The 26083-nt window shown below is 67.1% G+C and carries 30 protein-coding genes; 19 read left to right on the forward strand and 11 right to left on the reverse strand.

What is annotated here, in order from left to right; translation table 11 throughout:
* From IEW87_RS04205 to menC, 8 genes are all read left to right on the forward strand, one after another.
* Positions 1-1173, forward strand: coding sequence for a C45 family autoproteolytic acyltransferase/hydrolase (locus IEW87_RS04205; RefSeq protein WP_188711037.1), 1173 nt, complete (start codon positions 1-3; stop codon positions 1171-1173).
* 69 nt (positions 1174-1242) lie between these two features.
* Positions 1243-2880, forward strand: coding sequence for an ABC transporter substrate-binding protein (locus IEW87_RS04210; protein WP_188711038.1), 1638 nt, complete (start codon positions 1243-1245; stop codon positions 2878-2880).
* A 3-nt stretch (positions 2881-2883) separates the two neighbouring features.
* On the forward strand, positions 2884-3849 hold the full coding sequence (locus tag IEW87_RS04215; RefSeq protein WP_229730935.1) for an ABC transporter permease: 966 nt from the start codon (positions 2884-2886) through the stop codon (positions 3847-3849).
* 11 nt (positions 3850-3860) lie between these two features.
* Positions 3861-4703 (forward strand): ABC transporter permease, encoded by an 843-nt coding sequence (locus IEW87_RS04220; protein ID WP_188711039.1) that lies wholly within the window; start codon positions 3861-3863, stop codon positions 4701-4703.
* On the forward strand, positions 4703-5710 hold the full coding sequence (locus tag IEW87_RS04225) for an ABC transporter ATP-binding protein (protein WP_188711040.1): 1008 nt from the start codon (positions 4703-4705) through the stop codon (positions 5708-5710). Before IEW87_RS04220 ends, IEW87_RS04225 begins: the two co-directional genes overlap by 1 nt.
* Entirely contained in the window at positions 5697-6560 is an 864-nt protein-coding gene (locus IEW87_RS04230) for an ABC transporter ATP-binding protein (protein WP_188711041.1), read from the forward strand. The genes IEW87_RS04225 and IEW87_RS04230 overlap by 14 nt, the downstream gene beginning before the upstream one ends.
* Positions 6557-7438 carry an alpha/beta hydrolase family protein gene (locus IEW87_RS04235; RefSeq protein WP_188711042.1) on the forward strand — a complete coding sequence of 294 codons (882 nt, stop codon included), beginning with the start codon at positions 6557-6559 and terminating at the stop codon, positions 7436-7438. Before IEW87_RS04230 ends, IEW87_RS04235 begins: the two co-directional genes overlap by 4 nt.
* 2 nt (positions 7439-7440) lie before the next feature.
* A complete protein-coding gene (menC, locus tag IEW87_RS04240) occupies positions 7441-8547 on the forward strand; it encodes an o-succinylbenzoate synthase (protein ID WP_188711043.1) in 1107 nt (368 codons plus the stop codon).
* Here the strand turns inward: menC and IEW87_RS04245 are convergent, their stop codons facing one another.
* The 3 genes from IEW87_RS04245 to IEW87_RS04255 are packed head-to-tail and all read right to left on the reverse strand — an operon-like array spanning position 8548 to position 9274.
* On the reverse strand, positions 8548-8712 hold the full coding sequence (locus IEW87_RS04245) for a macro domain-containing protein (RefSeq protein WP_188711044.1): 165 nt from the start codon (positions 8710-8712) through the stop codon (positions 8548-8550).
* Positions 8687-8983 (reverse strand): HigA family addiction module antitoxin, encoded by a 297-nt coding sequence (locus IEW87_RS04250; RefSeq protein WP_188711045.1) that lies wholly within the window; start codon positions 8981-8983, stop codon positions 8687-8689. Before IEW87_RS04250 ends, IEW87_RS04245 begins: the two co-directional genes overlap by 26 nt.
* A 9-nt stretch (positions 8984-8992) precedes the next feature.
* On the reverse strand, positions 8993-9274 hold the full coding sequence (locus IEW87_RS04255; protein ID WP_188711046.1) for a type II toxin-antitoxin system RelE/ParE family toxin: 282 nt from the start codon (positions 9272-9274) through the stop codon (positions 8993-8995).
* An 80-nt stretch (positions 9275-9354) separates the two neighbouring features.
* On the opposite strand from IEW87_RS04255, the gene IEW87_RS04260 reads away from it, so the two are divergent.
* The gene (locus IEW87_RS04260; RefSeq protein WP_188711047.1) at positions 9355-10002 is read left to right on the forward strand and encodes a nucleoside/nucleotide kinase family protein; all 648 of its coding nucleotides are present in this window, start codon (positions 9355-9357) and stop codon (positions 10000-10002) included.
* 79 nt (positions 10003-10081) lie between these two features.
* Positions 10082-10792, forward strand: a complete 711-nt coding sequence (locus IEW87_RS04265; RefSeq protein WP_188711048.1) for a polyamine aminopropyltransferase — start codon at positions 10082-10084, stop codon at positions 10790-10792.
* Positions 10793-11008: 216 nt separating this feature from the next.
* On the opposite strand, the gene IEW87_RS04270 is transcribed toward IEW87_RS04265, so the two are convergent.
* Both IEW87_RS04270 and IEW87_RS04275 read right to left on the reverse strand, forming a co-directional pair.
* Complete coding sequence (locus tag IEW87_RS04270) at positions 11009-11236, reverse strand: helix-turn-helix domain-containing protein (RefSeq protein WP_188711049.1); 228 nt, start codon at positions 11234-11236, stop codon at positions 11009-11011.
* Complete coding sequence (locus tag IEW87_RS04275; protein ID WP_188711050.1) at positions 11233-11847, reverse strand: hypothetical protein; 615 nt, start codon at positions 11845-11847, stop codon at positions 11233-11235. Before IEW87_RS04275 ends, IEW87_RS04270 begins: the two co-directional genes overlap by 4 nt.
* Positions 11848-12165: 318 nt before the next feature.
* Here IEW87_RS04275 and IEW87_RS04280 point away from each other — a divergent pair, with 318 nt between their 5' ends.
* Complete coding sequence (locus tag IEW87_RS04280; RefSeq protein ID WP_188711051.1) at positions 12166-14697, forward strand: ATP-dependent Clp protease ATP-binding subunit; 2532 nt, start codon at positions 12166-12168, stop codon at positions 14695-14697.
* Positions 14698-14933: 236 nt separating this feature from the next.
* Here the strand turns inward: IEW87_RS04280 and IEW87_RS04285 are convergent, their stop codons facing one another.
* Complete coding sequence (locus IEW87_RS04285) at positions 14934-15749, reverse strand: arylamine N-acetyltransferase family protein (RefSeq protein ID WP_229730937.1); 816 nt, start codon at positions 15747-15749, stop codon at positions 14934-14936.
* Between the two features lie 149 nt (positions 15750-15898).
* Here IEW87_RS04285 and IEW87_RS04290 point away from each other — a divergent pair, with 149 nt between their 5' ends.
* The 5 genes from IEW87_RS04290 (at position 15899) to IEW87_RS04310 (ending at position 19298) form a co-directional block, all read left to right on the forward strand.
* A complete protein-coding gene (locus IEW87_RS04290) occupies positions 15899-16468 on the forward strand; it encodes an RNA polymerase sigma factor (protein ID WP_229730938.1) in 570 nt (189 codons plus the stop codon).
* Positions 16465-17472 carry a DUF4349 domain-containing protein gene (locus IEW87_RS04295; protein ID WP_188711053.1) on the forward strand — a complete coding sequence of 336 codons (1008 nt, stop codon included), beginning with the start codon at positions 16465-16467 and terminating at the stop codon, positions 17470-17472. The genes IEW87_RS04290 and IEW87_RS04295 overlap by 4 nt, the downstream gene beginning before the upstream one ends.
* 197 nt (positions 17473-17669) lie before the next feature.
* Complete coding sequence (locus IEW87_RS04300; RefSeq protein ID WP_188711054.1) at positions 17670-18176, forward strand: amino-acid N-acetyltransferase; 507 nt, start codon at positions 17670-17672, stop codon at positions 18174-18176.
* A gap of 9 nt (positions 18177-18185) precedes the next feature.
* A complete protein-coding gene (locus IEW87_RS04305) occupies positions 18186-18869 on the forward strand; it encodes a hypothetical protein (RefSeq protein WP_188711055.1) in 684 nt (227 codons plus the stop codon).
* A gap of 18 nt (positions 18870-18887) precedes the next feature.
* The gene (locus tag IEW87_RS04310; protein ID WP_188711056.1) at positions 18888-19298 is read left to right on the forward strand and encodes a dehydrogenase; all 411 of its coding nucleotides are present in this window, start codon (positions 18888-18890) and stop codon (positions 19296-19298) included.
* A 79-nt stretch (positions 19299-19377) separates the two neighbouring features.
* Here IEW87_RS04310 and IEW87_RS04315 read toward each other — a convergent pair whose 3' ends face one another.
* Together IEW87_RS04315 and IEW87_RS04320 are read right to left on the reverse strand one after the other, a co-directional pair.
* Entirely contained in the window at positions 19378-20739 is a 1362-nt protein-coding gene (locus IEW87_RS04315; protein WP_188711057.1) for an MFS transporter, read from the reverse strand.
* A gap of 180 nt (positions 20740-20919) precedes the next feature.
* Positions 20920-21288, reverse strand: a complete 369-nt coding sequence (locus tag IEW87_RS04320) for a YchJ family protein (protein WP_188711058.1) — start codon at positions 21286-21288, stop codon at positions 20920-20922.
* A 158-nt stretch (positions 21289-21446) separates the two neighbouring features.
* Between IEW87_RS04320 and radA the strand changes: the two genes are divergently transcribed.
* The 3 genes from radA (at position 21447) to IEW87_RS04335 (ending at position 24035) form a co-directional block, all read left to right on the forward strand.
* On the forward strand, positions 21447-22805 hold the full coding sequence (gene radA / locus IEW87_RS04325) for a DNA repair protein RadA (protein WP_188711059.1): 1359 nt from the start codon (positions 21447-21449) through the stop codon (positions 22803-22805).
* 76 nt (positions 22806-22881) lie between these two features.
* A complete protein-coding gene (locus IEW87_RS04330; RefSeq protein ID WP_188711060.1) occupies positions 22882-23622 on the forward strand; it encodes a DsbA family oxidoreductase in 741 nt (246 codons plus the stop codon).
* Between the two features lie 47 nt (positions 23623-23669).
* Positions 23670-24035, forward strand: a complete 366-nt coding sequence (locus IEW87_RS04335; protein ID WP_188711061.1) for a hypothetical protein — start codon at positions 23670-23672, stop codon at positions 24033-24035.
* Positions 24036-24043: 8 nt separating this feature from the next.
* Here IEW87_RS04335 and IEW87_RS04340 read toward each other — a convergent pair whose 3' ends face one another.
* From IEW87_RS04340 to IEW87_RS04350, 3 genes are read right to left on the reverse strand one after another with little or no spacing between them, the layout of a single operon-like run.
* Positions 24044-24748, reverse strand: coding sequence for a hypothetical protein (locus tag IEW87_RS04340; RefSeq protein ID WP_229730939.1), 705 nt, complete (start codon positions 24746-24748; stop codon positions 24044-24046).
* An 11-nt stretch (positions 24749-24759) separates the two neighbouring features.
* Positions 24760-25656 carry an ABC transporter ATP-binding protein gene (locus IEW87_RS04345; RefSeq protein WP_188711063.1) on the reverse strand — a complete coding sequence of 299 codons (897 nt, stop codon included), beginning with the start codon at positions 25654-25656 and terminating at the stop codon, positions 24760-24762.
* On the reverse strand, positions 25653-26021 hold the full coding sequence (locus tag IEW87_RS04350; RefSeq protein ID WP_229730942.1) for a GntR family transcriptional regulator: 369 nt from the start codon (positions 26019-26021) through the stop codon (positions 25653-25655). The genes IEW87_RS04345 and IEW87_RS04350 overlap by 4 nt, the downstream gene beginning before the upstream one ends.
* Positions 26022-26083: the final 62 nt, after the last annotated feature.

Below are 26083 nucleotides of genomic sequence, written 5' to 3' on the forward strand. Positions count from 1 at the left end.
ATGAATAATCTCAGTCTTCCAGTTGTGGAGCTACGTGGTTCCGCCGTCGAGCGAGGCCAGCAGTACGGCGAAGCAGCGAAAGAGCGCATTCACACTTCGTTGGAACACTACGAGAATGCTGTGGGCGAGGCGACGGGGCTGACGTGGAGCCAGGTGCTCCAGCGCGCCGAGCAGTGGGTCGAGACGTGCCGTGGATATGCGCCGGACCTCATGGAGGAGATCGAAGGCGTCGCCGACGGTGCAGGCGTGGAAATGCTCGACGTGCTCACGCTCAACGCGCGCGGCGAGATCATCTACGACACCTCCTTCGGGAAGTCCACCGAGGGGGAGGAAACGGTTCTGGACGGCTGTTCGTCCTTCTCGATGACCCACGGCGCGAGCGGCGACGGCCACGTGTATGCGGGGCAGAACTGGGATTGGCTGCATGGCTCGAGCGAGACGCTCATGGTGCTCAGGATCGTCCAGGATCCGAAACCGACGATCGTGATGCAGGTCGAGGCCGGACAGATTGGCCGACAGGGCGCGAACTCCGCGGGCCTGGCGCTCAACGCCAACGGGCTCGGCGGTCGGTTCGACGAGTCGGTGGGCGTCCCGCAGGCCTTTATCCGGCGACGCGTGCTCGATTCGGCCGGACTGCTGGAGGCCGTGCGGGTCCTCAACCACGCGCCACAGCACATCGCGAGCAACGCACTGATCACCCACCACGATCACTTCTCGATCGACCTCGAGACGACCCCCGGTGCGAATGGATGGATGTACCCGGACGACGGGCTCCTGGTGCACGGCAACCATTACCAGGCGTTCGTTCCAGAGCAGCTCGCCGCGCGGTATCGCCCCGCCTCAGTCGACTCGCTCTTCCGCGTCCCGCGCCTCCGTGAGCGCCTGCTCGCCTGTCGGGACGCGGCGGACTCGGCAGAAGTCCGCCGACGCGTCCATGCGGCAGTCTCCGACCACCTCGGCTATCCCAAATCCGTGTGCGCTCATCCGGATCCGACAGAGGGCCCGCACGAGCAGGTGTCAACGCTGCTCTCGAGCCTTGTGGACCTGACCACAGGGGAATACATGCTCGCGCCAGGGATGCCCTGTGAGAACGACTACGAGCTCGTGCCGTGGAACGTATTCGACGGCCCCGGCCCCGATGGACCGCGCCGTGGAGGTGCACGTTCCATGTAGCGCTTGCCCTACCCGCGACGATCTCGCACGCCGCTTGTTCAATGACGAATCCCTTTGGAGTGCAGCACCATGAAGAAGACTCACATTTCCGTTGCGACCGTCCTCATCGGCGGTCTGGCCCTGACCGGGTGTACGAGCCCCGAGCCGACCGGCGGGGGCGAAGAAGAAGGAGAAGCTCGCGAGTTCGAGCTGGTGGAATCGACGCCCTCGGCGTCAGGCGAAATCGACGCGATCGACTGGGCGCTGTCCGAAGAGCCGAACTCGCTCGACCCTGACAGGGCGAACGGTGGCGACTCTGATGCTGTCATCGCCAACGTCTGCGAGGGCCTGTTCCGCATGCAGACCGATCTCTCGGTCGAGCCGTGGCTCGCGGAGAGCGTGCAGCAACCCGACGACGTCACGTTCGTCCTCGGGATTCGTTCCGGCGTGACGTTCCACAGTGGTCGTGACATGACGGCCGACGACGTGGTCTGGAGCCTCGAGCGCCACTCGCGCCCAGAGAGCGGTGAGTCAGACGAGTTCAGCAACATCACCGCCATCGAGAAGACCGGCGACATGGAAGTGACGCTCACTCTCGAGGAGCCGGATCCACAGTTCGAGTATCGGATGGCCGGCGGCGCCGGCATCATCCTCGACAGCGAGGTGGCCTCAGCACAGGGCCAGGATTACGGAACGGCCGGAAGTGAAGACGCCTGTACGGGGCCGTATGTCCTCGACGAATGGAATGTGGGATCGAACCTGTCGATCAGCCGCTATGACGATTACTGGCACACCGACGGGCGCGCGCTCTCAGAGAGTGTGACGTTCACCTGGGGTGATGAGACCACGGTCGCAAACATGGTCCGTGCCGGAAACGTCGATGGCACGTTCCTCGCGGAGCCGACGCTGGTGCCGACGATCGAAGATGTGGAAGGGATGTCGATCTACTACGGCGCGAGCACGGGTGCCGAGAAGCTCATCCCGACCGACCGTGGAAACGCCACGGATCCGCGGATCCGCAAGGCGCTCTCGCTGGCGATGGATCGGCAGGGAATCGTCACCGCCGGCCTGCAGGGCATCGGTGAGCCGTGGAAGTCACCCGCGGGGCCAGGCGCGTGGGGTTACGCGCGCGACACCTTCGAAGCGGCATACGACGCAATCGAGGGCGTGCCCGTCTCGCCGGAAGAAGCGGACATCGAGCAGGCGAAGGAACTCGTCGCGGAGGCGGGAGTGCCAGACGGGCCGATCGTCGTCGCCTCCAACGGGACGCAGCTGCGTAACGTCATCGCGAACGCCACCGTGAGCGCAGGCGAGCAGATCGGGTTGGACGTCGAGGTCCGCATGTACTCGGATGCCGAATATGGTGAGCTGTTCTCGTCCCCCGAGGCGCGTGCGGACGTCGACTTCGTCTCGGACGACTGGTACCTCTCGAAGCCCGAGGCGCTTGGGCTCTATGACAACCTGCTCCCGGGGGAATCGAGCAACTATCTGGGCTACGAAGGCGATGAGTATGTCGAGCTCTACAAGAAGGCGGCCGCCATCTACGAGGAGGACGAACGTGCGGGCGTGGTCTCTGAGCTTCAAGCGCTCGCACTCGACGAGATGCTGTGGATCCCGCTCGCGTCTGCACCGATCACCCTCGTGCTCGACGACGCCCTCACCGGTGCTCCCACGTCCTTCGTGTACCGCACGTACCCATGGGCGGCCGGTATCGGAGCAGCGAGCTAACCGATGAGCCGAGCAGTGCCCGTGCTGTACCGGGTGGTGCGCCGCGTCGCAGAGGGTCTGCTGACGCTGCTGATCGCCTCGGTGCTCATCTTCGGCGCCATGTATGTCGCCCCGGGGAGCCTGGTCGCCACGCTCCTCGGGGGGCCCGAGAGCGTGAACGCCGAATCCATTCGCGCGATCACCGAGGCCTACCACCTCGATGAGCCGTTCGTCGTGCAGTACTGGTACTGGCTGGAAGGCGTGCTCCAGGGGTCGTTCGGCCGTTCGTACGTGTACGGTCTGCCCGTCACGACAATGCTCGCGACGCGGCTGGAGACGACGGGCCTTCTGCTCGTGCTCTCCTACACGGTGATCATCGGCCTCGGGATCACGTTCGGCATCCTCTCGGCCACACGGCGGGGGCGGACCGATCGCGTCATCCTCGTCGGAACGACCTTCGGATCCGCCATCCCCCAGTTCGTCGTGGCGCTCGTGCTCATCGGGATATTCGGCGTCGAGCTGGGATGGTTTCCGGTATCAGGCACGGGGACGGGATTCGCCGACCGTCTGTACCACATGGTCCTGCCCACGTTCGCTGTCGCATCTGTGTCACTCGCGGTGATCACACGCGTGACGCGGCAGTCGATGCTCGACGCGTTCAGCCAGGACCACGTTGAAGCCGCCCGCATCCGTGGAATCAAGAGCGGTCCTCTCGTGCGTCGGCATGTATTTCGCAACGCGCTGGGTCCCGTGATGACGATGAGCGGTCTGATCCTTGCCGGGATGCTGGGCGGGTCCGTCCTGGTCGAGACGGTGTTCGGGCTCAACGGCGTCGGATCTCTTCTCGTCGATGCGATCAACAACAACGACTTCCCGGTGGTGCAGGCGGTGTTGCTGCTGATGGTCGGAACCTACGTCGTCGTCACGATGATCATGGACCTGTTGTATCCCCTCGTCGATCCCCGAGTGGCGCGAAAGGAGAAGGCGTGATGAGAGCGACCATGACAGAGACCACCGGCCAGATTCGCCGGCGGGTGCCGCGCAGTGACGCGTTCTTCTGGATCTCGCTCGGCTTCGTCTTCGTGCTCGCCGTGGTCGCCGTCCTCGCTCCGGTGATTTCGCCGTACGGTCCGGGAACAGCGGATTTCGCGAACACGCAGGGGCCGCCGAGCGCGCAGCACCTTCTGGGAACGGATCAGATGGGCCGCGACATTCTGTCTCGGCTCATGTACGGCGCGCAGGCGAGCCTTCTCGGTCCACTCGTGATTCTGCTGACCGCGAGCGTGATCGGCGTGCCTCTCGGGATCGTCATGGCGTGGCGTGGACGGTGGTTCGATGCCGTCGCCTCACGCGCGACGGACATGTTCTACGCCTTTCCCGGTCTCTTCTTCGCCCTGTTGGTGATCGCCGTCTTCGGGCGCGGAATGACCGCGGTCACGATCGCGTTGGGCTTGGCCTTCTTTCCCACCATCACGAAGTTCACGCGCAGCCTGGCGATCGCAGAGATCGGTAAGCCGTACATCGATGCGTACCGCGTGCAGGGGGTGAGTGGCTTCGCGATCTGCTTCCTGCGTCTCCTGCCGAACATCGCCCCCGCTGTGTTGGGATACATCGTCGTCCTCTTCGGCGACGCCCTCATGAGTCTGGCCGGTCTGAGCTTCCTGGGCTTCGGTGCGCAGCCGCCGTCCTCAGAGTGGGGTCTCATGGTCTCCGAAGGCCAGATCGCGCTCTTGCAGGGTGCGTGGCTTCCGACAATCGTCCCGGGCATCGCCATCGTTCTGACGGTCGTCGCCGTCAACCTCGTCGGCGTGAGAATCGCCGACAAAATCGGAAAGGGGGAGTGATGCTGAGCATTGAAAACTTCTCGCTGGTGCTCGATGACGAGGCCATCGCCCGTCCGATCCTTCACGACGTGAACGTGACGGTCTCGCCCGGTGAGGTCGTCGGCCTCGTGGGCGAATCCGGATCCGGGAAGTCGACCACCGCGAAAGCGGCCGTGGGGGCGATTCCCCAACGTGCCCGGGTCACGGGACGCGTGTCGGTCGGCGGCGATGATGTTCTCGCGATGGGTGAGATGTCGTTGCGTGGACTGCGGACGCGCTCGGCCGCCATGATCTTCCAAGACCCGCGAACGACGTTGAACCCCGTGCGGACGGTCGGCGACTTCCTCACCGAACAGCTGGAGCAGCTCGGTTGGTCGCGCGAGAAGGCTCGCCGACGCACGGTCGAGCTGCTCGAGTCCGTACACGTGTCGAAACCAGAACTGCGGATGAAGCAGTACCCGCACGAGCTGTCCGGCGGAATGCTGCAGCGTGTCGTCATCGCGGCGGCCCTCGCGAGCGAGCCGAAACTCATTCTCGCCGATGAACCGACCAGCGCCCTCGACGTCTCGACGCAGGCCGAGATCATGGCGCTTCTCGAAGAGCTCCGCCGCGAACATGGCTTCGCGGTCCTCTTCATCACGCATGACCTGCACCTTGCGGCCGCTGCGTGCGATCGGGTGTACGTCATGTACGCGGGGCACATCGTCGAGGAGCAGCCCGGGCGGAGCCTGTTCACGAACGCTCGCCATCCGTATACGCGCGGGCTCCTCGGATCCGTGCCTGATCTCTCCGGCGACAGGCCGCTTATGCCGATCGCCGGACGGCCGTTGATGATGAGCGAAGCCGTGTCGGGGTGTCCGTTCGTCGACCGGTGCGACTGGGCCGAGGAAGCGTGCCGTACGTGGCAGGCCGAGCTCATCCCCGTGGCGCCCGGAGTCGAAGCGGCGTGCCGGCGCCTTCCGGCGGTTGCCGCTGACGTGGGCCCATCGGCGGCTGTGTGGGAGGGAGGCACTGATGACCGTTCTTGAGGTCGACAACCTCGTGAAGTCGTTCGAAGACCGCGGCGTCGTGCGGAGGGGCAGAAGCGCGCGATCGGTGGCTGTGGATGACGTCTCGTTCACGGTCGGCGCCGGCGAATCCCTCGGGATCGTGGGCGAGTCCGGCTCGGGCAAGACCACCATCGCGCGGATGCTGGTCGGGCTCGAACTGCAGGACAGCGGGACCATCGCGGTGAACGGCCGGACGCTTGTCCGATCGCAATCCTCGCGAGCGCGTCTGCGGCGCGCGAAAGACGTTCAACTCGTGTTCCAGGATCCGTACTCCACCCTCGACCCTCGGCTGACCCCGCTCGAGTGCGTCGAGGCGTCGCTGAAGGTCGCGCAGCGCGGCACCGGGCACGATCGTCGAGCGAGAGCGAAGGAGTTGCTTGCGCAGGTCGGCCTCGGAAGCCGCGAGGCGGGATTGCGGCCGCGCCACCTGAGCGGAGGGCAGCGTCAACGTGTGGCCATCGCCCGGGCGCTCGCTGCGGATCCGGCCGTGCTCGTCATGGACGAGCCTGTCGCCGCGCTGGACGTGTCGATCCAGGCGCAGATCCTGCAACTGCTCGACGACATTCGTCGCGAGTCCGGCACGGCATACGTCTTCATCAGCCACGATCTGGCGGTGGTCAGGCAGATCACAGATCGTGCGCTCGTCATGCAGCGAGGGCGCGTGGTGGAGGCGGACGAAACGGCGAAGCTGCTGGAGAATCCACAGCATCCGTACACGCGCCTTCTGCTGGCGTCGGTGCCGTCGCCCTCGTGGAATCCTGCCGAAGTCTCGCGGCTCCGCGCAGAGATGATGAGTGACATGCGTGACGCGGAAGGGATACGCACATGAACACGTCGGACACGAGCGCGGACACGGAGAACCGATTCGCACACTACCTGTGGGGCAAGGCGCCCGCGTGGGCGCTCGCGACAGACCAGCGATTCAGCTACTACGCGTACACGCCTCCAGAGCTGCAGGGTCGGCAAGACGAGATCCCACTCGTGATCGTCGTGCACGGAACGCTGCGGCAGCCGCAGGTCTATCGAGACGAGTTCGTCGACTTCGCGCACGAACACCAGTGCGCTGTCCTCGCGCCGTTGTTCCCGGCCGGGATCGAGGAGACGGGCGACATCGACAACTACAAGCGAATCGCCTTCCGCGGCATCCGTTTCGACCGGGTCCTCATCGACATGGTCGCCGAGTATTCGCAGCGCTACGGACTGTCGTTCGGACGCTGGTATCTGCACGGGTTCTCTGGCGGAGGCCAGTTCGCGCATCGATTCTTCTACCTCCATCCGGAACGTCTCGCCGCGGTCTCGATCGGCGCGCCCGGGGCGGTCACGCTTGTCGATGATCAACGTGACTGGTGGGTCGGGACGGCCGACGTGCGTGCGCGATTCGGTGTCGAGATGAATCTTGACGCCATGCGCCAGGTCTCCGCGCTGCTCGTCATCGGTGCCGACGATTCCGGTGCCGAAGAAGTTACCGTGCCACCCGACAGTCGTCATTGGATGCCAGATGCCAATCACGCGGGGCGGGACCGGCAGGAGCGGATCGAGTCGCTTCGCCGAAATCTCGAAGAGCACGGCGTGGACGTTCAATTGGAACGGGTGGCGGGCGCGGGACACCGTGGGCGTCTCATGATGCCGGCAGTCCGCGCGTTCTTCGAGGCAGTGATCGACCGGCAGGGTGGACGTCCGGATGCGGACGAGATGAAGGGGAACTGATCGTGAAGATTCGGGCCGTTGAACTGCGCACCATCGAGATCCCTCGAGTGAGTGCATTCCGCACCTCGCTCGGCACGCAGAGTCTGCACGCCGGCCTCCTCGTGCGTGTCGAGGGCCAGGACAGCGAGGGGTGGGGCGAGTGCGTGGCGGAAGGCGACCCGTCCTACTCGCCTGAATACGTCCGTGGTGCGGTAGGCGTCATGCGAGACTTCCTCGTTCCCCGCCTGCTCGCGGAAGGAGAGGTGCTTCCGCAGGAGGTCTCCTCGCTGTTGGCGGAGTTTCGCGGACACCCGATGGCGAAGTCCGCGTTGGAGGCAGCCGTCTTGGATGGCCAATTGCGCGAGTGGAACCTCTCCATGTCCAACTACCTCGGCGGCACTCGGACGGAGGTGCCAGCAGGTGTCTCGGTGAGCATCGCCGACGACATCGATGCCCTGGTCGGCGAGGTTGCCGACCACCTCGACGCAGGCTATCGCCGGATCAAGCTGAAGATTCAGCCGGGCTGGGATATCGAACCGGTACGCGCCGTCCGAGAGGCGTTCGGAAGCGACGTGCTGCTGCAGGTCGATGCGAACACCGCGTACGGACGCGGCGATGAACGCCTGCTGTCCCGCCTCGACGACTACGACCTGCTGATGATCGAGCAGCCTCTGGATCCCGACGACCTGATCGGACACGCCGACCTCGCTCGCCACGTGCGCACGCCGATCTGCCTTGATGAGTCGGTGACATCCGCTCGGATCGCCGCAACCGCGATCCGGCTCGCGGCGTGCTCGATCATCAACATCAAGCCTGGACGCGTCGGCGGGTACCTGGAGGCGCGAAGAATCCACGACCTCGCCACAGCGAACGGCGTGCGCGTCTGGTGCGGAGGCATGGCCGAAACCGGAGTGGGGCGGGCGGGAAACGCCGCACTCGCGTCGTTGCCCGGGTTCGATCTACCGAACGACATCTCAGCGTCTTCGAGGTATTACGCGAAGGACATCACGGAGCCGTTCACGGTGTCAGACGGCTGTGTGTCGGTGCCGACCCGGCCTGGTATCGGGGTCGACGTCCGCGCCGACGTCCTCGACGAATACACCGTCGCGCGCGACGTCCTGACGCCCTAATCAGGTTCGTCCGGTCGGCCGAGCGACCGCACTGTCGACGCCGCCGCCTCCGCGCATCGCGGTGCTCGCGGCGTTCACGATGGCATCGGTGCGTTCGGTGGTGACGTCGTCGAGAACCGGCGTGATTGTGGGCAGGATGTCACGCGACCAGCGGCGTGATCGCATCGATCTCCGCCTGGTGCGCGTCCTTCTCCATCGCAAGGTCGTAGTCAAGTTGCAGATCGAGGAAGAACCGTTCACTCATTCCGAGCGCTTTGGAGATGCGTACTCCGGTTTCGGGCGTGATCCGACGCTTGCCGTGCACGATTTCGTTGATGCGTCGGGGTGAGACAGCGATGGTCTTCGCCAGGCGGTACTGCGAGATCTTCATCGGCCGCAGGAACTCTTCGAGCAGGATCTCACCCGGGGTCACCGGCTCGAATGCCTTCTCGGTCATGGTCGCTCCTCAGTGGTAATCGGTGATCTCCACGTCCGCTGGGCCACTTTCGGTCCAGCGGAAGCAGATGCGGAATTGCTTGTTGACGCGGATGGAATGTTGGCCAGCGCGGCCACCGGCGAGCTTCTCCAGATGGTTTCCCGGTGGAACGCGCAGGTCATTCAGGGTTGCCGCTCGATTCAGGATGAGCAGCTTCCGGTGTGCGCGCCGGGTGAGCTCGAGGCTCATCTTGCCGGGCTTTTCGCGGTTCCACACCTTCGCCGTCCGGCTGTCGGCGAAGGATCGAATCATTGCGATAATAATAACGCGACGCGTTATTAGTCTGCAAGGGGGCTGATGCCGCCCGATCAAGCATCGTGTTGGCTGGACGTATGGCTGCAGACCCGACCGGATCCCTCGTCGCGCGCATCGAGCACGAGGCGGCGGGGTTCGAGCGCTTCGTGCTCGGGATCACGGGCAGCCCGGGGAGCGGAAAAACCACACTCGCGAGCGCAATCGTCGAGCGGATCCGCGAACGCACGCCGGGCGGCGCCGCGCACCTGCCGATGGACGGGTTCCACCTCGCGAACGCCACGCTCGACCGGCTGGGCATCCGCGACCGGAAGGGCGCCATCGACACATTCGACGGCTGGGGGTTCATCGCCCTACTCGACCGCGTTCGGCGCGAGACGGATCACGTCGTGTACGCACCGAGCTTCCGCCGCGAGGTCGACGAACCCGTTGCGGGCGAGATTGCGATCGCACCCGCCGCGCGCGTCATCGTCGTCGAGGGCAATTACCTGCTGGCGGACGCGGATCCGTGGAATCGCGTGCGCAGCCTGCTCGACGCCGCGTGGTTCTGCGAGGTTGCCGCCGACGTACGCGAGGAGCGCCTGGTTGCGCGGCACACGCGGCACGGCCGCAGCCTTGAAGCCGCCACGGCGTGGGCGCGCGGGGTCGATGGCGCGAACGCCCGCCTGATCGAGCAGACCGCCCGCCGTGCCGATGCCCGCATCTCCGGCGTGACGTGGGAGATGTGACGGCGGCGATCGTGGTGCTGATACGAACGATCGTGCCATCGCCCGCGCCGGATAGGGTGAACCGCGACGAAGGGACCTCATGGCAATCACGCGGTTCGAAGAGCTCGACTGGCAGCCCACGCCGATCGGCGAGCTCACGCTGCGCCGACGCACGGAGCCCTCGGTGGGCCGCGAGATCTACGAGGTGAAGCTCGGCGACGAGTTCCTCATGTCGAGCCTGTTCACCGTGGCGGAGGAAGAGCTCGCCGATCTCGGCCTCGCCGCGGCGCACGGTGAGCGTCTGTCGGTGCTCGTCGGCGGCCTGGGTCTCGGCTACACGGCCGTCGCGGCCCTGCGCGACGAGCGGGTCGGATCCGTCACGGTCGTCGACCGCCTCGGCGCCGTGATCGGCTGGCACGAACGCGAGCTTCTGCCGGCGTCGGAGGAGCTCGTGCGTGACACGCGCACGTCGCTCGTCGAGGACGACTTCTTCGCGCTCATGCGCACCGAACCCGCCGCGGACCAGCCTGGTTACTCGGTGATCCTTCTCGACGTCGACCACTCGCCGCGCCACCAGTTGGATCCCGCCCACGCCGTGCTCTACACGCCCGACGGCCTCCGCGAACTCGACCGGCACCTCGCACCCGGTGGAGTGTTCGCGCTCTGGTCGGACGACCCTCCCGACGAGGAGTTCATGGTCGACCTGCGTTCGGTCTTCGATGACGCCGCCGCCCACGTCGTCGAATTCGACAACGCCGTCACCGGCGGGGTGTCGTCGAACACGGTGTACGTCGCGCGCAGCCGCAGCTGAACACCGCGCCCGCGGTGCCGTCCGCTTGGCGAGTGCGTTCGCGCCCGTGAACCCTACGCGAGTGCCGTTGCGTCCCCGCGGCATCTGGCGAGTGCCTCGCCGCCCTCAAAGACGCCGGCGAGGGCGGTAGGGCACTCGGGAACGCGGGCTGATCGGTAGGGCACTCGGGAATGTCACGTGGGTGCGCGCTTGGGTGCGCCGGCGCCCGTCGCCGCGTCACCGCGCGCGCACGAGCAGGTCTCCGACCTCGCACTCGAGCGCATCGCAGATCGCGACGAGGGTCGAGAATCGGATCGCCTTCGCCCGGTCGTTCTTCAGTACCGACAGGTTCACGATGCTCACCCCGACCTGCTCCGCGAGGGCGGTGAGGGTCATGTCGCGCTCCGCGAGCAGCTCGTCGAGGCGGCAGTGGATCCCGGTCAGCTCCGCATCGCGCGGCGTCATACGAGCCCCTCGGTGTCCTTCTGGATCCGCTGACCTGCGCCGAGCACGTACGCGATGCTGATGAGGACGACCGGAACCACCAGGAGCCGCAGGAAGTCGACGTCGACGCTGACGTCCCCGACGCCGAGCCGTGCGCTGATCGCCCCGAGCGCCATCGTGCGCGCCATCAGCGCCACGCCCTGGAAGACGAGGTACGCCATTCCGCCGGCCGCGAGCAGGAGCGGCACGCGCGGCGGAAACGGAATGCGTCGCGCGACGTAGGACAGGAACACCACGATGCACGTGGTCAGCACGAGCCAGGACAACGCGCCGGAGAGCTGCTGCACGACGAGCCAGGTGCGCTCGCCGCCGTCGATCCACGTGAGGCTGATGTCCACCCTCGTCGCGCTCGCTTCGACCTCGAGGCCGTCGATCGGAGTATCGATCAGCGGAAGCTCGACCGTCACCGGCGGTCCGGCCGCGATCTCGATCACGCGGCGCACCGCCACGGCGATCTCGATCGCGACCAGCAGCACCAGTACGCCGATCACGCCCCACATCGCGACGCGGTCGCTCTTCTTCATCGTCCCTGCATCGGGTGTCTCGCGTGCCCACTCAAATGCTCGTCCCATGACATCCTCCCAAAGTTTCACGATAAACGATAACAACGATTATCGTTAAGTCAAGGGTGTGACGCATGACGACGGCAGTCTGGTGCCGCAGCTGCGCGGTGCGGGAGTGGCGGCGTGATCTGGCCACGCGATGCCGTAGTTGTGCGCCGCACCGGCGTCATGACGGCCGGCCAATATTGACCGCGTTGTGTTGGGTGAGCGTCAGAACTTCGGATATGCCCACGGCGAACACGGCTCCCTACCCCATCGCCGCTGACTAGCGTGGGATCACGGCGCGTTCCGCGTGCCGCCGAACCGTCCAGCGCCCGGAGGAGTGACATGTTCGAGAGATTCACCGACCGCGCCCGCCGCGTTGTCGTCCTCGCCCAAGAAGAGGCGAAGATGCTCAACCACAACTACATCGGCACGGAGCACATCTTGCTCGGCCTGATCCACGAAGGGGAGGGAGTCGCAGCGAAGGCGCTGGAGTCGCTCGACATCTCCCTCGATGCCGTCCGCGAGCAGGTGCAGGACATCATCGGCCAGGGTCAGCAGCAGCCCACCGGCCACATCCCCTTCACGCCCCGAGCGAAGAAGGTGCTCGAGCTCAGCCTCCGCGAGGCCCTGCAGCTCGGCCACAACTACATCGGCACGGAGCATATCCTCCTCGGCCTCATCCGCGAGGGCGAGGGCGTCGCCGCGCAGGTGCTGGTCAAGCTCGGCGCCGACCTGAACAAGGTGCGCCAGCAGGTCATCCAGCTGCTCAGCGGCTACCAGGGCAAGGAGCCCGTGGGCGTGGCCTCCAGCGGTCAGGAGCAGCAGGAGTCCGGCGGCAAGGGCGGATCCCAGGTGCTCGACCAGTTCGGCCGCAACCTCACGCAGGCGGCGCGCGACAACCAGCTCGACCCCGTCATCGGGCGAGAGAAGGAGATCGAGCGCGTGATGCAGATCCTGTCGCGCCGGTCGAAGAACAACCCTGTCCTGATCGGCGAGCCCGGCGTCGGCAAGACCGCCGTCGTCGAGGGCCTCGCGCAGGCCGTCGTCAAGGGCGACGTGCCCGAGACGCTCAAGGACAAGCAGGTCTACTCGCTCGACCTCGGTTCGCTCATCGCCGGATCCCGCTACCGCGGTGACTTCGAAGAGCGCCTCAAGAAGGTCACCAAGGAGATCCGCACCCGCGGCGACATCATCGTCTTCATCGACGAGATCCACACGCTCGTGGGCGCGGGCGCAGCCGAGGGCGCGATCGACGCGGCCAGCATCCTGAAGCCGCTCCTCGCTCGCGGCGAGCTGCAGACGATCGGTGCGACGACGCTTGACGAGTACCGCAAGCACTTCGAGAAGGACGCGGCCCTCGAGCGTCGCTTCCAGCCGATCCAGGTCAACGAGCCCGCGCTGCCCCACGCGATCAACATCCTGAAGGGCCTGCGCGACCACTACGAGGCCTTCCACAAGGTGCAGATCACCGACGGCGCGATCGTCGCCGCCGCGAACCTCGCCGACCGCTACGTGCAGGACCGCTTCCTGCCGGACAAGGCGATCGACCTGATCGACGAGGCGGGCGCGCGCCTGCGGTTGTCGATCCTCTCGAGCCCGCCCGAGCTGCGTGAATTCGACGAGAAGATCGCCAAGGTGCGCGAGCAGAAGGAAGAAGCCTCCGAGGAGCAGGACTTCGAGAAGGCCGCCGCTCTGCGCGACGAGGAGAAGCAGCTGCTCGGTGAGCGCCTGCGCCTCGAGAAGCAGTGGCGCGCGGGCGACGTCGAGTCCAACGAGGTCGTCGACGAGGGCCTGATCGCCGAAGTGCTCGCACAGGCCACGGGGATCCCGGTCTTCAAGCTCACCGAGGAAGAGTCGAGCCGTCTCGTCTTCATGGAGCGGGCGCTGCACGAGCGCGTCATCGGCCAGGAGGAAGCCATCACGGCCCTCGCACGGACGATCCGTCGTCAGCGTGCCGGCCTGAAGGATCCGAAGCGCCCCTCGGGGTCGTTCATCTTCGCCGGCCCCACGGGCGTCGGCAAGACGGAACTCGCGAAGGCCCTCGCCGAGTTCCTGTTCGACGACGAGGACGCCCTCATCTCGCTCGACATGAGTGAGTTCGGCGAGAAGCACACGGTCTCGCGCCTCTTCGGTGCCCCTCCCGGGTTCGTCGGGTTCGAAGAGGGTGGCCAGCTCACCGAGAAGGTGCGGCGCAAGCCGTTCTCGGTCGTGCTCTTCGACGAGATCGAGAAGGCTCACCCGGACATCTTCAACTCGCTGCTGCAGATCCTCGAGGAGGGTCGTCTGACCGACGGTCAGGGCCGCGTGGTCGACTTCAAGAACACCGTGATCATCATGACGACGAACCTCGGTTCGTCGGCGATCGCCGGTGGCCCGGTCGGCTTCCAGGTCGAGGGCAACGAGACGACGAGCTACGAGCGGATGAAGGGCAAGGTCGACGAAGAGCTCAAGCGGCACTTCAAGCCCGAGTTCCTCAACCGCGTGGACGACGTCATCGTCTTCCCGCAGCTGAAGAAGAGCGAGCTGCTGCAGATCGTCGATCTGTTCACGAAGCGCCTCGCCGAGCGTCTGCTCGACCGCGACATGTCGATCGAGCTGTCGCAGTCCGCCAAGGAGCGCCTCATCGACGTCGGGTTCGACCCCGCGCTCGGTGCGCGCCCGTTGCGCCGGGCCATGCAGCGCGAGATCGAGGATCGTCTCAGCGAGTCGATGCTCTCCGGTCAGCTCGAGTCGGGACACCACATCAAGGTCGACTTCGTCGACGGCGAGTTCGTGTTCCACAACGAGCCGCGCGGTGAGAAGCTCTCGGTCGGTGTGAACACCGGCAGCGGCGACATCTCCGCGACCCCGGAGGTCACAGCCTTCGGCGAGTAACCCCCACACGACGACGCCCCGCCCCCGATCTCGGGTGGCGGGGCGTCGTCGCGTGCGCACCCGTCATTGGGTCGCCACACATTGCAGGTTTTGCCCCGCCAAACCCGCAAACTCTGGCGACCCTCTTGCGTTGCCGGAGCGGGCGCGCCGCCCATGCAGGGATGGGGCAGGATGAGTCGCCAAAGAATACCGGTGTGGGCGCCGGGGACTGACCATCTCTGGCGACCCAACGGGGATCAGGCTGGCGGGTCCGCCTTCGCGAAGGCGGCGTCGAGGTCGAGCGCACTCGTGTCGATACGGAACAGCTCCGTGAGCGCGTCGCGGAGTTCGTCGGCGTTGCCGAGGATCCGTTGTTCTGGCGGCTGGCCGACGACCCTTGTCGTCAGACGTCGACCCGCCAGCGCGTGCCGGCGATCGGGGGTCGCCCGCGCGGCGATGAGCGCCGTGACGAACTTCGACTCCGGCGCCGTCGACGTGTACCAGTTCGAGGCCTCGTAGTCGATCGGCAGCTGTGGCTGCAGGTCGAAGCGGTACAGCGACCGCCACTCGCCCGCGACGAAGGTCTGCAGCGTGAACTCGTCGCCGTCCGCGACGAGCCGGAAGGGTTCGAGAGGCGTCGGCTGCTCGTCGCCCGACCGCAGTGCGAGGCTCGTGGTGAGCACCATGCCGCCGAAGCCGACGTCGGCGATCCGCTCTTCGCCTTCCGCCCTCACGCGCAGCAGCATATGGCTGCGCGGGGTCACCGCGTCGTCGGGCATGCCCCACCGCACCCGCGCCGAGAGCCCGGTGACGTCGAAGCCGAGGCGCAGCAGCACGGCGCGCAGGAGGAGATTGTGCTCGAAGCAGTAGCCGCCGCGTCCGCCGGACACCAGTTTGCGCTGCAGCGATTCGAGGTCGATCCGGTTCGGCGTGCCGAGGAACGGATCGAGGTTCTCGAATGGGATCGCGTTCGTGTGGTGGGCGATGACCTCGTCGAGCACGCGAGGGGTCGGATCCAGGCTCCCCGCGTATCCAATCCGGTCGAGGTAGCTGTCGAGATCGAGCTGCGTCATGGGATCCATTCTCCTCCCGCGCGACACGAATGGGTCGCCAGAGTTTGCGGGTTTGCGGAGCCCGAACCCGCAAACTCTGGCGACCCAGAATCGATCTGAGACGATCCTGCGCCTCGTGACACTGTCCAGGGTGAGAGATGATTGCACGGATGACGGGTGGGGACATGATCGACGACTTGACTGACGCCGACCTGGTGGCGGCGGCCGCGTCGGGTAGCGAGGCTGCCTTCCGGGAGCTGTTCCACGCCTACGTGCGTCCGGTCTTCTGGATCGCGCACGGCCTGCTGGGTGACCGCCGCGATGCGGAGGACGTGGCGCAGGAGACGTTCACCACGGCCTGGCGAAAGCTGCGCGGCTTCGAGCTCGCGGGAGACTCCGCGTTGCCGTGGCTCGCGACGATCTGCCGGAACGTCGCGGCGAACCGGATCCGCGGGCTCCGTCGCGAGCGCGAGAACACGGCCGGCGTCGTCGACGAGCGCCAGCCCGACATCGTCAACGTCGAGCAGCAGGTGATCGACCGCGAGCTCGCCGACCGCATCGCCGCCGAGGTGTCGAGGCTGTCGGAATCCGACCGCCGCATCTTCACCCTCTGCATCGTCGACGGATACGCCTACCAGGCTGCGGCCGACGAACTCGGCGTCAGCCACGGATCCGTGCGCAATCGTCTCTCTCGCATACGAACGCGCCTGCGTGGTGCCGTGAGAGAGGAAGAGCGATGAACGCCAACGACAAGGATCTGCCGGAACTGACCGACGACGCCGTCAGGAGGATCGAGGCCAACGTGTTCTCCGCGATCACTCGCGATCACGTCTCGCGCAATACTCGCGCACGCACGCGTCGCCGCTGGATCGGCGGAGGCATCTCGGCCGCCGCCGTCGTTGTCGCGGCGATCGCGATCACGCCCCTCATGCTCGAGGGCGTCGGCCCGTCTGCCAGCTATGACGCGGGCCCGGTCGGGGGCGCCGACAGCGCGCCGGCGGAGGAAAGCGACATGGCCAGCAGCGAGTCGGCTGGCGTCGGCGCGATCAGCCCCGAGGAGATCGCCGAGCGCCGCGTGATCCGCGACGGCGAGGCCGCCCTCATCGTCGACGACATCGCGGGCGCGACCGAGAAGCTCACGCAGCTGGCCGCCGAATACGACGGGTACGTCGAGCGCCTCGGATCCTCGAACTCGTCCGACGACGCGTCCGACGCGACCTCGGGATGGGTGACGCTGCGGATTCCGGCCGACCATCTGGACGGCGCGCGCTCGGATCTCGCCAGCATCGGCGACATCTCGCGTATCGAGGTCTCCGAGCGCGACGTCACGAGCCAAGCGATCGACCTGGAGGCACGGATCGATTCGCTCCAGGCGTCGGCCGACCGCCTCACGGACCTGATGGACAAGGCCGGCTCCGTCGGGGACCTCATCGAGGCCGAGACCGCGCTGTCCGAGCGGCAGTCGCAGCTCGAGTCGTATCAGCGCGAACTCGACCACCTCGACGACCAGGTGTCGATGTCGACGCTCGACATCGAGCTGACGCGTGACCGTGCGGCCGCGTCGACGGATCCCGCGGGCTTCGGCGACGGACTGCTGACGGGCTGGAACGGCCTCATCGTGTTCCTCAACGGGCTCGTCGTGGCGTTCGGGTTCCTGCTGCCGTGGGTCGGTGTCCTCGGCGTCGCCGGGCTCATCGTCTGGTTCGTCGTGCGACTGATTCGCCGCCGCGGCCGCTCGTCCTGAGCCGCCGTCATTGGGTCGCCACACATTGCAGGTTTTGCCCCACGAAACCTGCAATGTGTGGCGACCCAACGGGGGTGTTGCGCCCCCACCCCCACAAGGCGGTCGCCTGAGTTGACGGCGTTGTGTTGGCGGGGCAGCGAAGCCTCCGCCGCGCGCCTCCGAGGTCGCCACCAGGCGTGCGCAGTAGCCTGAACGCGATGACCGACTTCACCGTGCGCCCCGCTCACGCCGCCGACATGGCGGCCGTGCACGCGATGCTGCAGCCGTACGTGATGAAGCGGATCCTCCTCGGCAAGGACCTCGTCGTGCTGTACGAGTCGACGCAGGAGTTCCTCGTCGCAGTCGACGCCGGTGACAGGGTGATCGGGTGCGGCGCGCTCCACGTCATGTGGGAAGACCTCGGTGAGGTGCGTACGCTGCTTGTCGCCGACGAATGGCTGCACCGCGGAGTCGGTCGTGCGCTCGTCGACGGCCTCGAGGACAACGCCCGGCTGCTCGGCCTGAAGCGCCTGTTCTGCCTCACCTTTGAGACGGCGTTCTTCGAGCGCCGCGGATTCACCGAGATCGGCGAGCAGGTCGTCTCACCGGACGTCTACTCGCAGCTCGTCCGCAGCCCCGACGAGGGCATCGCCGAGTTCCTCAATCTCGCCCACGTGAAGCCGAACACGCTCGGCAACACGCGGATGCTTAAACAGCTCCTCTAATCTGGCGACGTGGGAGCGAAGCGGAAGCCGCGCAGGCAGTCGAAAGCCGTCTACCGGCGTCGGCGCCTGTTGCTGCTCATCGTGACCCTCCTCCTCGTGGCGGGTATCGCGATCGGCGCGACCTTCGGGATCCGCTGGCTTGCCGAGGCGAAGCCCTGGGAGAACCTGCCGTTCGTCGGAAACGATCCCGTGGCGGCCGAGACGCCGGATCCGATTCCCACGATCTATCCGACGTCCGCCCCGCAGTCTCCGGGACCGTCCGAGAGCGCGTCTCCCGAGCCCGAGGATCCGGAAGCCTGCGTGCCCGGGGCCCTCGAGATCACCGCGCACACCGACAAGAACGAGTACGGCGGTGACGAGAAGCCGAAGTTCACCCTCGAGCTGACGAACACGGGCGACGTGGCGTGCATCGTCGACGTCGGCACGCGCGCGCAGCAGTTCACGGTTGCGAGCGGCGTCGACGAGTGGTGGCGCTCCGGCGATTGTCAGCAGGACGCCTCCGAGAACTGGGTCACGATCGACGCGGGCCAGACAGCAAGCACGGATCCGCTGACCTGGGACCGCACCCGCTCGTACCCTGACACGTGCGACGCGTCGGATCGCCCGCAAGCTGCCGGTGGCGGCGCGACCTACTCGCTGACGGTGAAGCTCGGCGAGGTCGCCTCGCAGCCCACGGCGTTCATCCTGCACTGACGCCCGTACGCTGGACGTATGGCGAAGAGGCGAGGCAAGCGGAAGGTCGCGGATCCGAACGAGTTCCGATCCGAGGCGCTCGCGCAGGCACTGGAGAAGCAGGACATGGCCGCGGTCGCGCTCGCACTGCGCAACGGCCGGACCATCGTGCCGCTCATCGCACCCGGCGCGCGCGACAACCCGCTCGATTCGGGCGAGGTGTGGACGTACCGCGATCCCAAGACGGGTGACGTGGCGCTGCTGCTGTTCAGCGACGCGCGCAACAAGCCCGAGAACCTGCCGCCCGCCGTCGCCGCCTACTCGCCGGAGTGGCTCACGTCATTCCTGACCACGTACCGCGACACCATCACGACGGTGTTCCTCGACATCGCCGGCCCCCACCCGATGCAGGCCTCCCCGGGGGAGCTGCTGCTCGCACTCGAGGCGTAGGGACGCTGGGTCGCCAGAGATTACCCGCGCGGCACGCCGCGCAAGGTAATCTCTGGCGACCCAATGATGTGGCGTCCGCTCAATCCCGGGGATCCGGCGGGGGCGCGCGCACGTCGCGGATCCCGAGCCACGAGACGAGGCCGCCGGCCGCGAGCAGGACCGCGACGACCAGGCACGCGCGATGGAAGCCGTCGAGATCGAGGGATCCGCCGATCACCGTGCCGATCATGGCGACCGCGATGAGGCCGGCGACGCGAGAGATCGCGTTGTTGACGGCGCTGGCGATCCCGCTGCGCTCCGGAGTGATGGCGCCGAGCACGGTCGAGGTGAGCGGCGCCACGGTGACCGACAGCCCGAGCCCGAACAGGATCATGCTCGGCAGCACCTGCCACCAGTAGTCGAAGTCCTCGCTGACGGACAGCAGCAGCGCGGATCCGCCCGCCATCAGCAGCGGACCGACGGTCATGAAGCCGCGCGCACCCCAGCGGCCGGCGAGGGATCCGATGCGCGAGCTCAGCAGGATCATGAGGATCGTGACGGGCAGGCTCGCGAGCCCCGCGAGCGTCGCTGACAGACCCGCGCCCTGCTGCAGGTAGATCGCGACGACGAATCCGTTGAGCGAGAGGGCGGCGTAGACGAAGGTCGTCGTGACGTTGCCGGTCCAGAAGTTCCGCGCGCGGAACAGGTCGAGAGGAAGGATCGGCGCGCGGACCGTCCGCTGCCGCAGGAGGAAGAGGGTGAACAGGACGGCGCCGCCGATGGCGGTGACGAGGATCCCGGCGTGCGTCCAACCGAGGCGCGGTTGCTCGATGAGGGCGAAGACGACGCCGCCCAGGCCGACGGTGCACAGCAGGGCGCCGATGATGTCGATGCGGGCGTCCGGGCGACGCTGCGGATCCTTCGTGCCGCGCACCAGCCAGAGCGTGATCGCGATCGGGATCACGTTGATGAGGAACGCCAGCCGCCAGCTCGCGAGATCGACGAGGACCCCGCCGAGCAGGGGACCGACGACCATCGCGCCGGTCGTGAAGGACGTCCAGGTGCCGATCGCGCGCGCCTGCGCCGGGCCCGAGAACGTCGAGGTGATGAGCGCGAGCGAGCTGGGCACGAGGAACGCGCCCGCCGCGCCCTGCACGAGGCGCGCAATGACGAGCGTGACCGGATCCGGGGCGAACGCGATCGCGACCGACGCGATGCCGAAGCCCACGAGGCCGATCCGCAGCACGAGCGCGCGCCCGAACGCGTCGCTCACGGATCCGGCGAGCAGCATGAGCGCACCGAGCGTGATCAGGTAGCCGTCGACGACCCACTGCTGCGTCGAGAGGCCTCCGCCGAGCTCGCGATCGATCGCGGGCAGCGCGACGTTCACGATCGTCCCGTCGAGGAACGAGACGAACGAGGCGAGGATCGCGACCCAGAGGATCCGCGTCGGAGTGGTCACGCGGAAAGCGTACGCCGTCGGGGGAGAGGCCGGGCGACGGAGTTTTCCCGGCGTTCCGTGCAGCGCCCCCGGAACCGCGGAGATGCGCTCGACCCGCGGAGCCCACCGCGGGTTCTGGTCCGCCGTTGTGGTGATTCTCCGCGGAACCGGCGGCGCGGTGGTGTCGTGGGCGCTGTTCGGCTACCCCGCGTCGCCGTCGACGTACATCCAGCGGCCCGCACGGCGGGTGAAGCGTGAGTGCTCCCGCAGCTCGCCGGGGCCATCGGGCGTCGTGAAGCGCGCGATGAAGTCGACGGTGCCGTGTTCGTCGTCTTCGACGGAGGTCGCGAGGATCTCCAGCCCGGTCCAGGTGAGGGACGGATCCGCGGTGACGTCGTCGGGGCGCGTGCGCGGGTGCCACGTGCGCGCGAGGTAGAACGGATCCTGCTTCGCGAACGCCGCGTAGCGCGCCCGCATCAGCTGCTCGGGCGTGGCGGCGTCGCGCTCGCCGCGGTGCAACGGCCCACAGCACATGTCGTAGGCGTCGGATCCGCAGGGGCACATCTCCATTCCGCCATTGTCCCGCGGGTGCGATGCACAACGACGGCACATCGCCTGCGTCAGCGCCGATTCCGACCCGCCGGATCGCGGGTCGTGCCGTATTCCTGCTCGGCCGCGCCGCGCCGCCACGTGCTTCGACTGTCGGACGTCGCACATAGCCTGGTCACATGGCTTCGAAACGCTCCACTCCCGCCTACGCCTGCACCGAGTGCGGCTGGACGACCGCGAAGTGGGTGGGGCGGTGCGGCGAATGCCAGCAGTGGGGCACGGTCGAAGAGCAGGGTGCCAAGCCCGCATCGCGTCGGGTGGCGTCGCTGGTGCCCCGCTCTGCGGCGCGTCCGATCACGCAGGTCACGACGAGCGAGTCGCCGCGGCGGGCGAGTGGCGTGGGGGAGTTCGACCGCGTGCTCGGCGGCGGCATCGTTCCCGGCGCGGCGGTGCTGCTGTCGGGTGAGCCCGGCGTCGGCAAGTCGACCCTGCTGCTCGAGGTCGCCGCGCGGGCGGCACGCGAGGGGCGGCGGGTGCTCTATATCAGCGCTGAGGAGTCGGTGGCCCAGGTGCGCCTGCGCGCCGAGCGGACGAATGCGCTGCACGACGACCTCTTCCTCGCGAGCGAGGTCGACCTCGGCACGGTGATCGGCCACATCGACCAGGTCGAGCCCGAACTCGTCATCGTCGACTCCGTGCAGACGGTCGCCTCGTCGGAGCAGGACGGCGCGGCCGGAATGCCGGGCCAGGTGCGGGAAGTGGCGTCGACGCTGATCCGCATCGCGAAGGAGCGCTCGGTGCCGATCATCCTGGTCGGCCACGTCACGAAGGACGGCAACGTCGCGGGCCCGCGGGTGCTCGAGCACCTCGTCGATGTCGTGTGCCACTTCGAGGGCGACCGCCAGACGTCGCTGCGATTCGTGCGCGCGCTGAAGAACCGCTTCGGTCCGACGGACGAGGTCGGGTGCTTCGAGATGGCGGGCGACGGCATCCGCGAGGTCCCGGATCCGTCGAGCATGTTTCTGTCGCAGGGCGTCCCCGAAGCAGGCACGTGCGTCGGCATCTCGATGGAGGGCAAGCGCGCGCTCCCTGTCGAGGTGCAGGCGCTGACGATCCCGACGACCGCACCGAACCCGCGCCGCATCGTCCACGGTGTCGATTCCTCACGGGTCGCCATGGTGCTCGCCGTCCTCGAGCGGCGCGCGAACGTCACGACGAGCAACCTCGACGTGTACGTCTCGACCGTGGGTGGGGTGAAGTTCACCGAACCTGCCGCCGATCTCGCGATCGCGATCGCGGTTGCCGGATCCGTGGGCAACTTCGCCGTCGCGCGCGACGTCGCGGCGGCGGGCGAGCTCTCGCTCGCGGGCGAGGTCCGTCCCGTTACGCAGGCGCCGCAACGTCGCGCGGAGGCGTCGCGGCTGGGATACGCGACCGTCATCGATGATCGCGCCGGTCGCGTGCGCGACGCGCTCGCCGCGGCACGGTCGCGACGAGCGCGCGCGAGGGAGCCCCACGACGATGTCCCAGCCTTCTGACGCGGGATGCACGACCCCACAGCGGAAGACACGAACGTGACGGAACAAACCCTCGTCACCGGGCGTTGACCCGAGTATGACTGACACGACCCCGGCCCCTGCACGCCTCGGCATCGACGTCTGGCTCGACATCGCCTGCCCGTGGTGCGCGCTCGGCGAGCGCCGCCTTGACGCGGTGATCGACACGCTGCCGTTCAAGGAGCACGTCGACGTGCGATTCCACTCGTACCAGCTGGATCCGGGAGCGCCGGAGAAGGCGACGCAGTCGCAGGCGGAGTACCTCGCGGGACGCGGCCTCGACCCAGCGCGCCTCGAGGCCGGCCACAAGCACCTCAGCGAGGCCGGCAACGAGATCGGCTTCACGTTCAACCACGACGACGTCGTGCCGTCTAACACGTGGACCGCTCACCGCCTCATTCAGGCGGCTGCCGCACACGACGTGCAGGCGAAGGTCGTCGACGCCCTGTTCGTGGCGTACTTCGAGCATGGCCTCGACGTCGGCGACGGCGCTGGGCTGAAGGCGGTCGTGGTCGAGGCGGGTCTTCCCGTGCACGTCGCAGACGAGGTGCTGTCGGATCCGAACGCGTTCGACGACCAGGCAAAGGCCGATGTCAGCCAGGCGGCGACGCTCGGCATCCAGGGCGTGCCGTTTTACGTGCTCGACGGACGCTACGGCGTCTCCGGAGCGCAACCCGCCGCGGTGTTCGAAGAGGCGCTCACGAAGGTCTACGACGAGCTGAACCCGGCTCCCGTCCAGCCGCTGAGCTCCCTCGGCACCGACGGCGTGACCTGCGGCCCAGACGGCTGCGACGACTGACGGCGCGTACGCACCCGCTTCATAGGGCGCGCGACTAGCCTCCCCGTATGCGCCGTCTCGCGATCCTGCCCCTGCTCGCCGTCGTCGCGCTCGGCGGCTGCGCACAGGTGACGCAGTTCGCCGGCGAATCCCTTGGAGTGCCGGTCGACGAGGTCTGCACGACGATCGACGACGCCTACGAGAGCTACGAGACGATGCTCGAGAAGGGCGAGGTCACGGAGCAGCAGATCGAGTCGGCGCACGCCGACGTCGTCGCGAAGCTCGAGGACCTCGCTGACGACGTCGGCGGCGAGATCGGTGACGTGATCCGCTCGAACGCCGAGAAGTTCGCTGACGTGTCGGGCCCCGACTCTCCGGAGGCGATCGAAGCGGTCGAGAATCTCCGCGACTCGGCCGCCGCCTTCTGCGACTGAGACGACCCCTACCGCACGGTCGCGGTGCGCAGGAGGAGCCAGGTGCCGACGCAGGAGAGCGCAGTGATGACGCCGGCGAGGATCGCGAGCCACCACAGTTCGAACGCGGCGAGGATGTCGGACATCGCGGGCAGGATCGCGATGAGTGCGCCGATCACGACGATGGCGATGCCGACCGCGATGAGCTGAGGCCCGCGCGCACCGAACCGCACCCACGAGGCGCCGAAGACTCCGCCGAGCGAGAGCAGGGTCAGCACGCCGAGGAACACGATCGGGATCAGCAGCGTGAGGTCGCCGGCGCCGAGCACATAGACGTCGAAGATGTAGAACCCGGAGAACCAGTGGTTCGTCGCGGTCTCGATCGTGGCCAGCAGCGCGAAGGCGACCGTCAAGTAGGCGGCGACCGCGACGCTCCAGAGGAACGTTCCGCCCACGAACGCTCGGCGCGGAGCGCCGAGCGTGAGCGCGAACGGGAACGTCGTGGCGACCGACTGCACGCCGAGGTATCCGAGGAAGCCGAGCAGTGCGTACGCGATCCCGGGGTTCGACTGCGATCCCTGCACCCAGCCGGGGGATCCGGGCTCGCTGCCGAACCGCCAGAAGAGGAACGAGATCAGCACGGAGATGACCGCGACCGCGGCGGTGATGTACAGCGGCACGGCGAACGTGGTCTCGCGCTTGTTGAAGTGGAGCTTGGCACTCGAAATCGTCATGTTCATGGTCGTCAGACCTCCTTGGCGTCGACCAGTCGGGATTCATCTGCGCCGTAAGCGGCGACGAGCTGCTGCAGGGACGCTCGCTCGATCTTCAGTCGCAGGTCGCCCGCGCGTTCGCGGGTGTCGTCATCGATGGCGCCGGCGACCGTGACCGAGGACAACCCGCCGATGGTGCTGCGCTGCAGCACGCGCCGATCGGCGACCACCTGGTCGACGGCATCCGTCGTGCCGCTGACCACCCACGCCGATTCGCTCGTCTCGTCTCGGTCGGCGTCCATGACAATGCGTCCGCGATCCATGATCACCACGCGGTCGAAGAGGGATTCGGATTCCTCGATGAGGTGCGTGGACAGCAGGATCGTGCGGGGTTCGCGCTCGTACTCCCGCAGGAGCACTTCGTGGAACAAGGCCCGCGCCGTGACGTCGAGCCCGAGGTACGGCTCGTCGAGCAGCGTGACCGGGGAGCGCGACGCGAGGCCGAGCACGATCGCGACCGAGGAGAGCTGGCCCCGCGACATCTTCTTGATGGCGGTCTTCTTCGGGATCCGAAACCCCTCGACGAGCTCCGCCGCGACGTCCGGGTTCCAGTTCGGCGCGAAATCGGGCGCGATGCGCAACACGTGGTGGAGGCGATAGTCGTCCGGGTAACGCTGGTTGTCACGCACGTAGGTGATCTGCGCGAGGGTCGGGCCGTGTTCGAAGGGACTGTGCCCGAGCACCTCGGCGCGTCCGGAGGTCGCCCGATCCTGGCCCGCCAGGATCGACATGATCGTCGTCTTCCCGGCGCCGTTTCGTCCGAGCAGGCCCACGATCGAGTGCTGGGGAATGCGGAAGCTGATGTCGTCGAGTGCGTTCACTCGACCGTAGGTGCGAGTTACCGACTGCACCTCGATGGCGTTCATCATCGGTCGTCCTCCTGATCGATCATTTCTGCGATCTCGTCCTTCGCGATGTGCAGCAGACGAGCTTCTCGGATGAGGGGGAGGACGTGCTTCTCCCGGAATTCTGTGCGCCGCCGCGCTTGCAACACGGTCAGTGCGTCGTCGGTCACGAACATCCCGACGCCGCGCTTCATGTGCAGCACCCCCTGCTCGACGAGCAGGTTGAGGCCTTTCGACGCCGTGATGGGACTGATCTCGTAGAACGCCGCATACTCGTTCGTCGAGGGCACGTGGGATCCCGCCGAAAACGTTCCGGCGAGGATGTCCTCCGCGACCCGATCAGCGAGCTGCTGATAGATCGGTCCGTCCCCTGTAAGCAATCGCATCATCCTTCTTAGGTTCTATAGCTCACTATGGAACCTAAGTGGTTGCGCCGGTTCTGTCAACTGTT

This window comes from Microbacterium faecale, assembly GCF_014640975.1.
Classification (GTDB): Bacteria; Actinomycetota; Actinomycetes; order Actinomycetales; family Microbacteriaceae; genus Microbacterium; species Microbacterium faecale.

What these genes read in the sequence shown, in the direction of transcription:
- IEW87_RS04215 (WP_229730935.1), top strand. Translation starts at nt 2,884, where the DNA reads ATGAGCCGAGCAGTGCCCGTGCTGTACCGGGTGGTGCGCCGCGTCGCA.
- IEW87_RS04320 (WP_188711058.1), bottom strand. Translation starts at nt 21,288, where the DNA reads ATGGAGATGTGCCCCTGCGGATCCGACGCCTACGACATGTGCTGTGGG.
- IEW87_RS04335 (WP_188711061.1), top strand. Translation starts at nt 23,670, where the DNA reads ATGCGCCGTCTCGCGATCCTGCCCCTGCTCGCCGTCGTCGCGCTCGGC.
- IEW87_RS04295 (WP_188711053.1), top strand. Translation starts at nt 16,465, where the DNA reads ATGAACGCCAACGACAAGGATCTGCCGGAACTGACCGACGACGCCGTC.
- IEW87_RS04210 (WP_188711038.1), top strand. Translation starts at nt 1,243, where the DNA reads ATGAAGAAGACTCACATTTCCGTTGCGACCGTCCTCATCGGCGGTCTG.
- IEW87_RS04225 (WP_188711040.1), top strand. Translation starts at nt 4,703, where the DNA reads ATGCTGAGCATTGAAAACTTCTCGCTGGTGCTCGATGACGAGGCCATC.
- IEW87_RS04280 (WP_188711051.1), top strand. Translation starts at nt 12,166, where the DNA reads ATGTTCGAGAGATTCACCGACCGCGCCCGCCGCGTTGTCGTCCTCGCC.
- IEW87_RS04265 (WP_188711048.1), top strand. Translation starts at nt 10,082, where the DNA reads ATGGCAATCACGCGGTTCGAAGAGCTCGACTGGCAGCCCACGCCGATC.
- IEW87_RS04285 (WP_229730937.1), bottom strand. Translation starts at nt 15,749, where the DNA reads ATGACGCAGCTCGATCTCGACAGCTACCTCGACCGGATTGGATACGCG.
- IEW87_RS04255 (WP_188711046.1), bottom strand. Translation starts at nt 9,274, where the DNA reads ATGATTCGATCCTTCGCCGACAGCCGGACGGCGAAGGTGTGGAACCGC.
- IEW87_RS04350 (WP_229730942.1), bottom strand. Translation starts at nt 26,021, where the DNA reads ATGATGCGATTGCTTACAGGGGACGGACCGATCTATCAGCAGCTCGCT.
- IEW87_RS04310 (WP_188711056.1), top strand. Translation starts at nt 18,888, where the DNA reads ATGGCGAAGAGGCGAGGCAAGCGGAAGGTCGCGGATCCGAACGAGTTC.
- IEW87_RS04260 (WP_188711047.1), top strand. Translation starts at nt 9,355, where the DNA reads ATGGCTGCAGACCCGACCGGATCCCTCGTCGCGCGCATCGAGCACGAG.
- IEW87_RS04300 (WP_188711054.1), top strand. Translation starts at nt 17,670, where the DNA reads ATGACCGACTTCACCGTGCGCCCCGCTCACGCCGCCGACATGGCGGCC.
- IEW87_RS04340 (WP_229730939.1), bottom strand. Translation starts at nt 24,748, where the DNA reads ATGACGATTTCGAGTGCCAAGCTCCACTTCAACAAGCGCGAGACCACG.
- IEW87_RS04245 (WP_188711044.1), bottom strand. Translation starts at nt 8,712, where the DNA reads ATGCGATCACGCCGCTGGTCGCGTGACATCCTGCCCACAATCACGCCG.
- IEW87_RS04250 (WP_188711045.1), bottom strand. Translation starts at nt 8,983, where the DNA reads ATGACCGAGAAGGCATTCGAGCCGGTGACCCCGGGTGAGATCCTGCTC.
- IEW87_RS04230 (WP_188711041.1), top strand. Translation starts at nt 5,697, where the DNA reads ATGACCGTTCTTGAGGTCGACAACCTCGTGAAGTCGTTCGAAGACCGC.
- IEW87_RS04220 (WP_188711039.1), top strand. Translation starts at nt 3,861, where the DNA reads ATGACAGAGACCACCGGCCAGATTCGCCGGCGGGTGCCGCGCAGTGAC.
- IEW87_RS04345 (WP_188711063.1), bottom strand. Translation starts at nt 25,656, where the DNA reads ATGATGAACGCCATCGAGGTGCAGTCGGTAACTCGCACCTACGGTCGA.
- IEW87_RS04270 (WP_188711049.1), bottom strand. Translation starts at nt 11,236, where the DNA reads ATGACGCCGCGCGATGCGGAGCTGACCGGGATCCACTGCCGCCTCGAC.
- IEW87_RS04235 (WP_188711042.1), top strand. Translation starts at nt 6,557, where the DNA reads ATGAACACGTCGGACACGAGCGCGGACACGGAGAACCGATTCGCACAC.
- IEW87_RS04275 (WP_188711050.1), bottom strand. Translation starts at nt 11,847, where the DNA reads ATGGGACGAGCATTTGAGTGGGCACGCGAGACACCCGATGCAGGGACG.
- radA (WP_188711059.1), top strand. Translation starts at nt 21,447, where the DNA reads ATGGCTTCGAAACGCTCCACTCCCGCCTACGCCTGCACCGAGTGCGGC.
- IEW87_RS04290 (WP_229730938.1), top strand. Translation starts at nt 15,899, where the DNA reads ATGACGGGTGGGGACATGATCGACGACTTGACTGACGCCGACCTGGTG.
- IEW87_RS04330 (WP_188711060.1), top strand. Translation starts at nt 22,882, where the DNA reads ATGACTGACACGACCCCGGCCCCTGCACGCCTCGGCATCGACGTCTGG.
- IEW87_RS04205 (WP_188711037.1), top strand. Translation starts at nt 1, where the DNA reads ATGAATAATCTCAGTCTTCCAGTTGTGGAGCTACGTGGTTCCGCCGTC.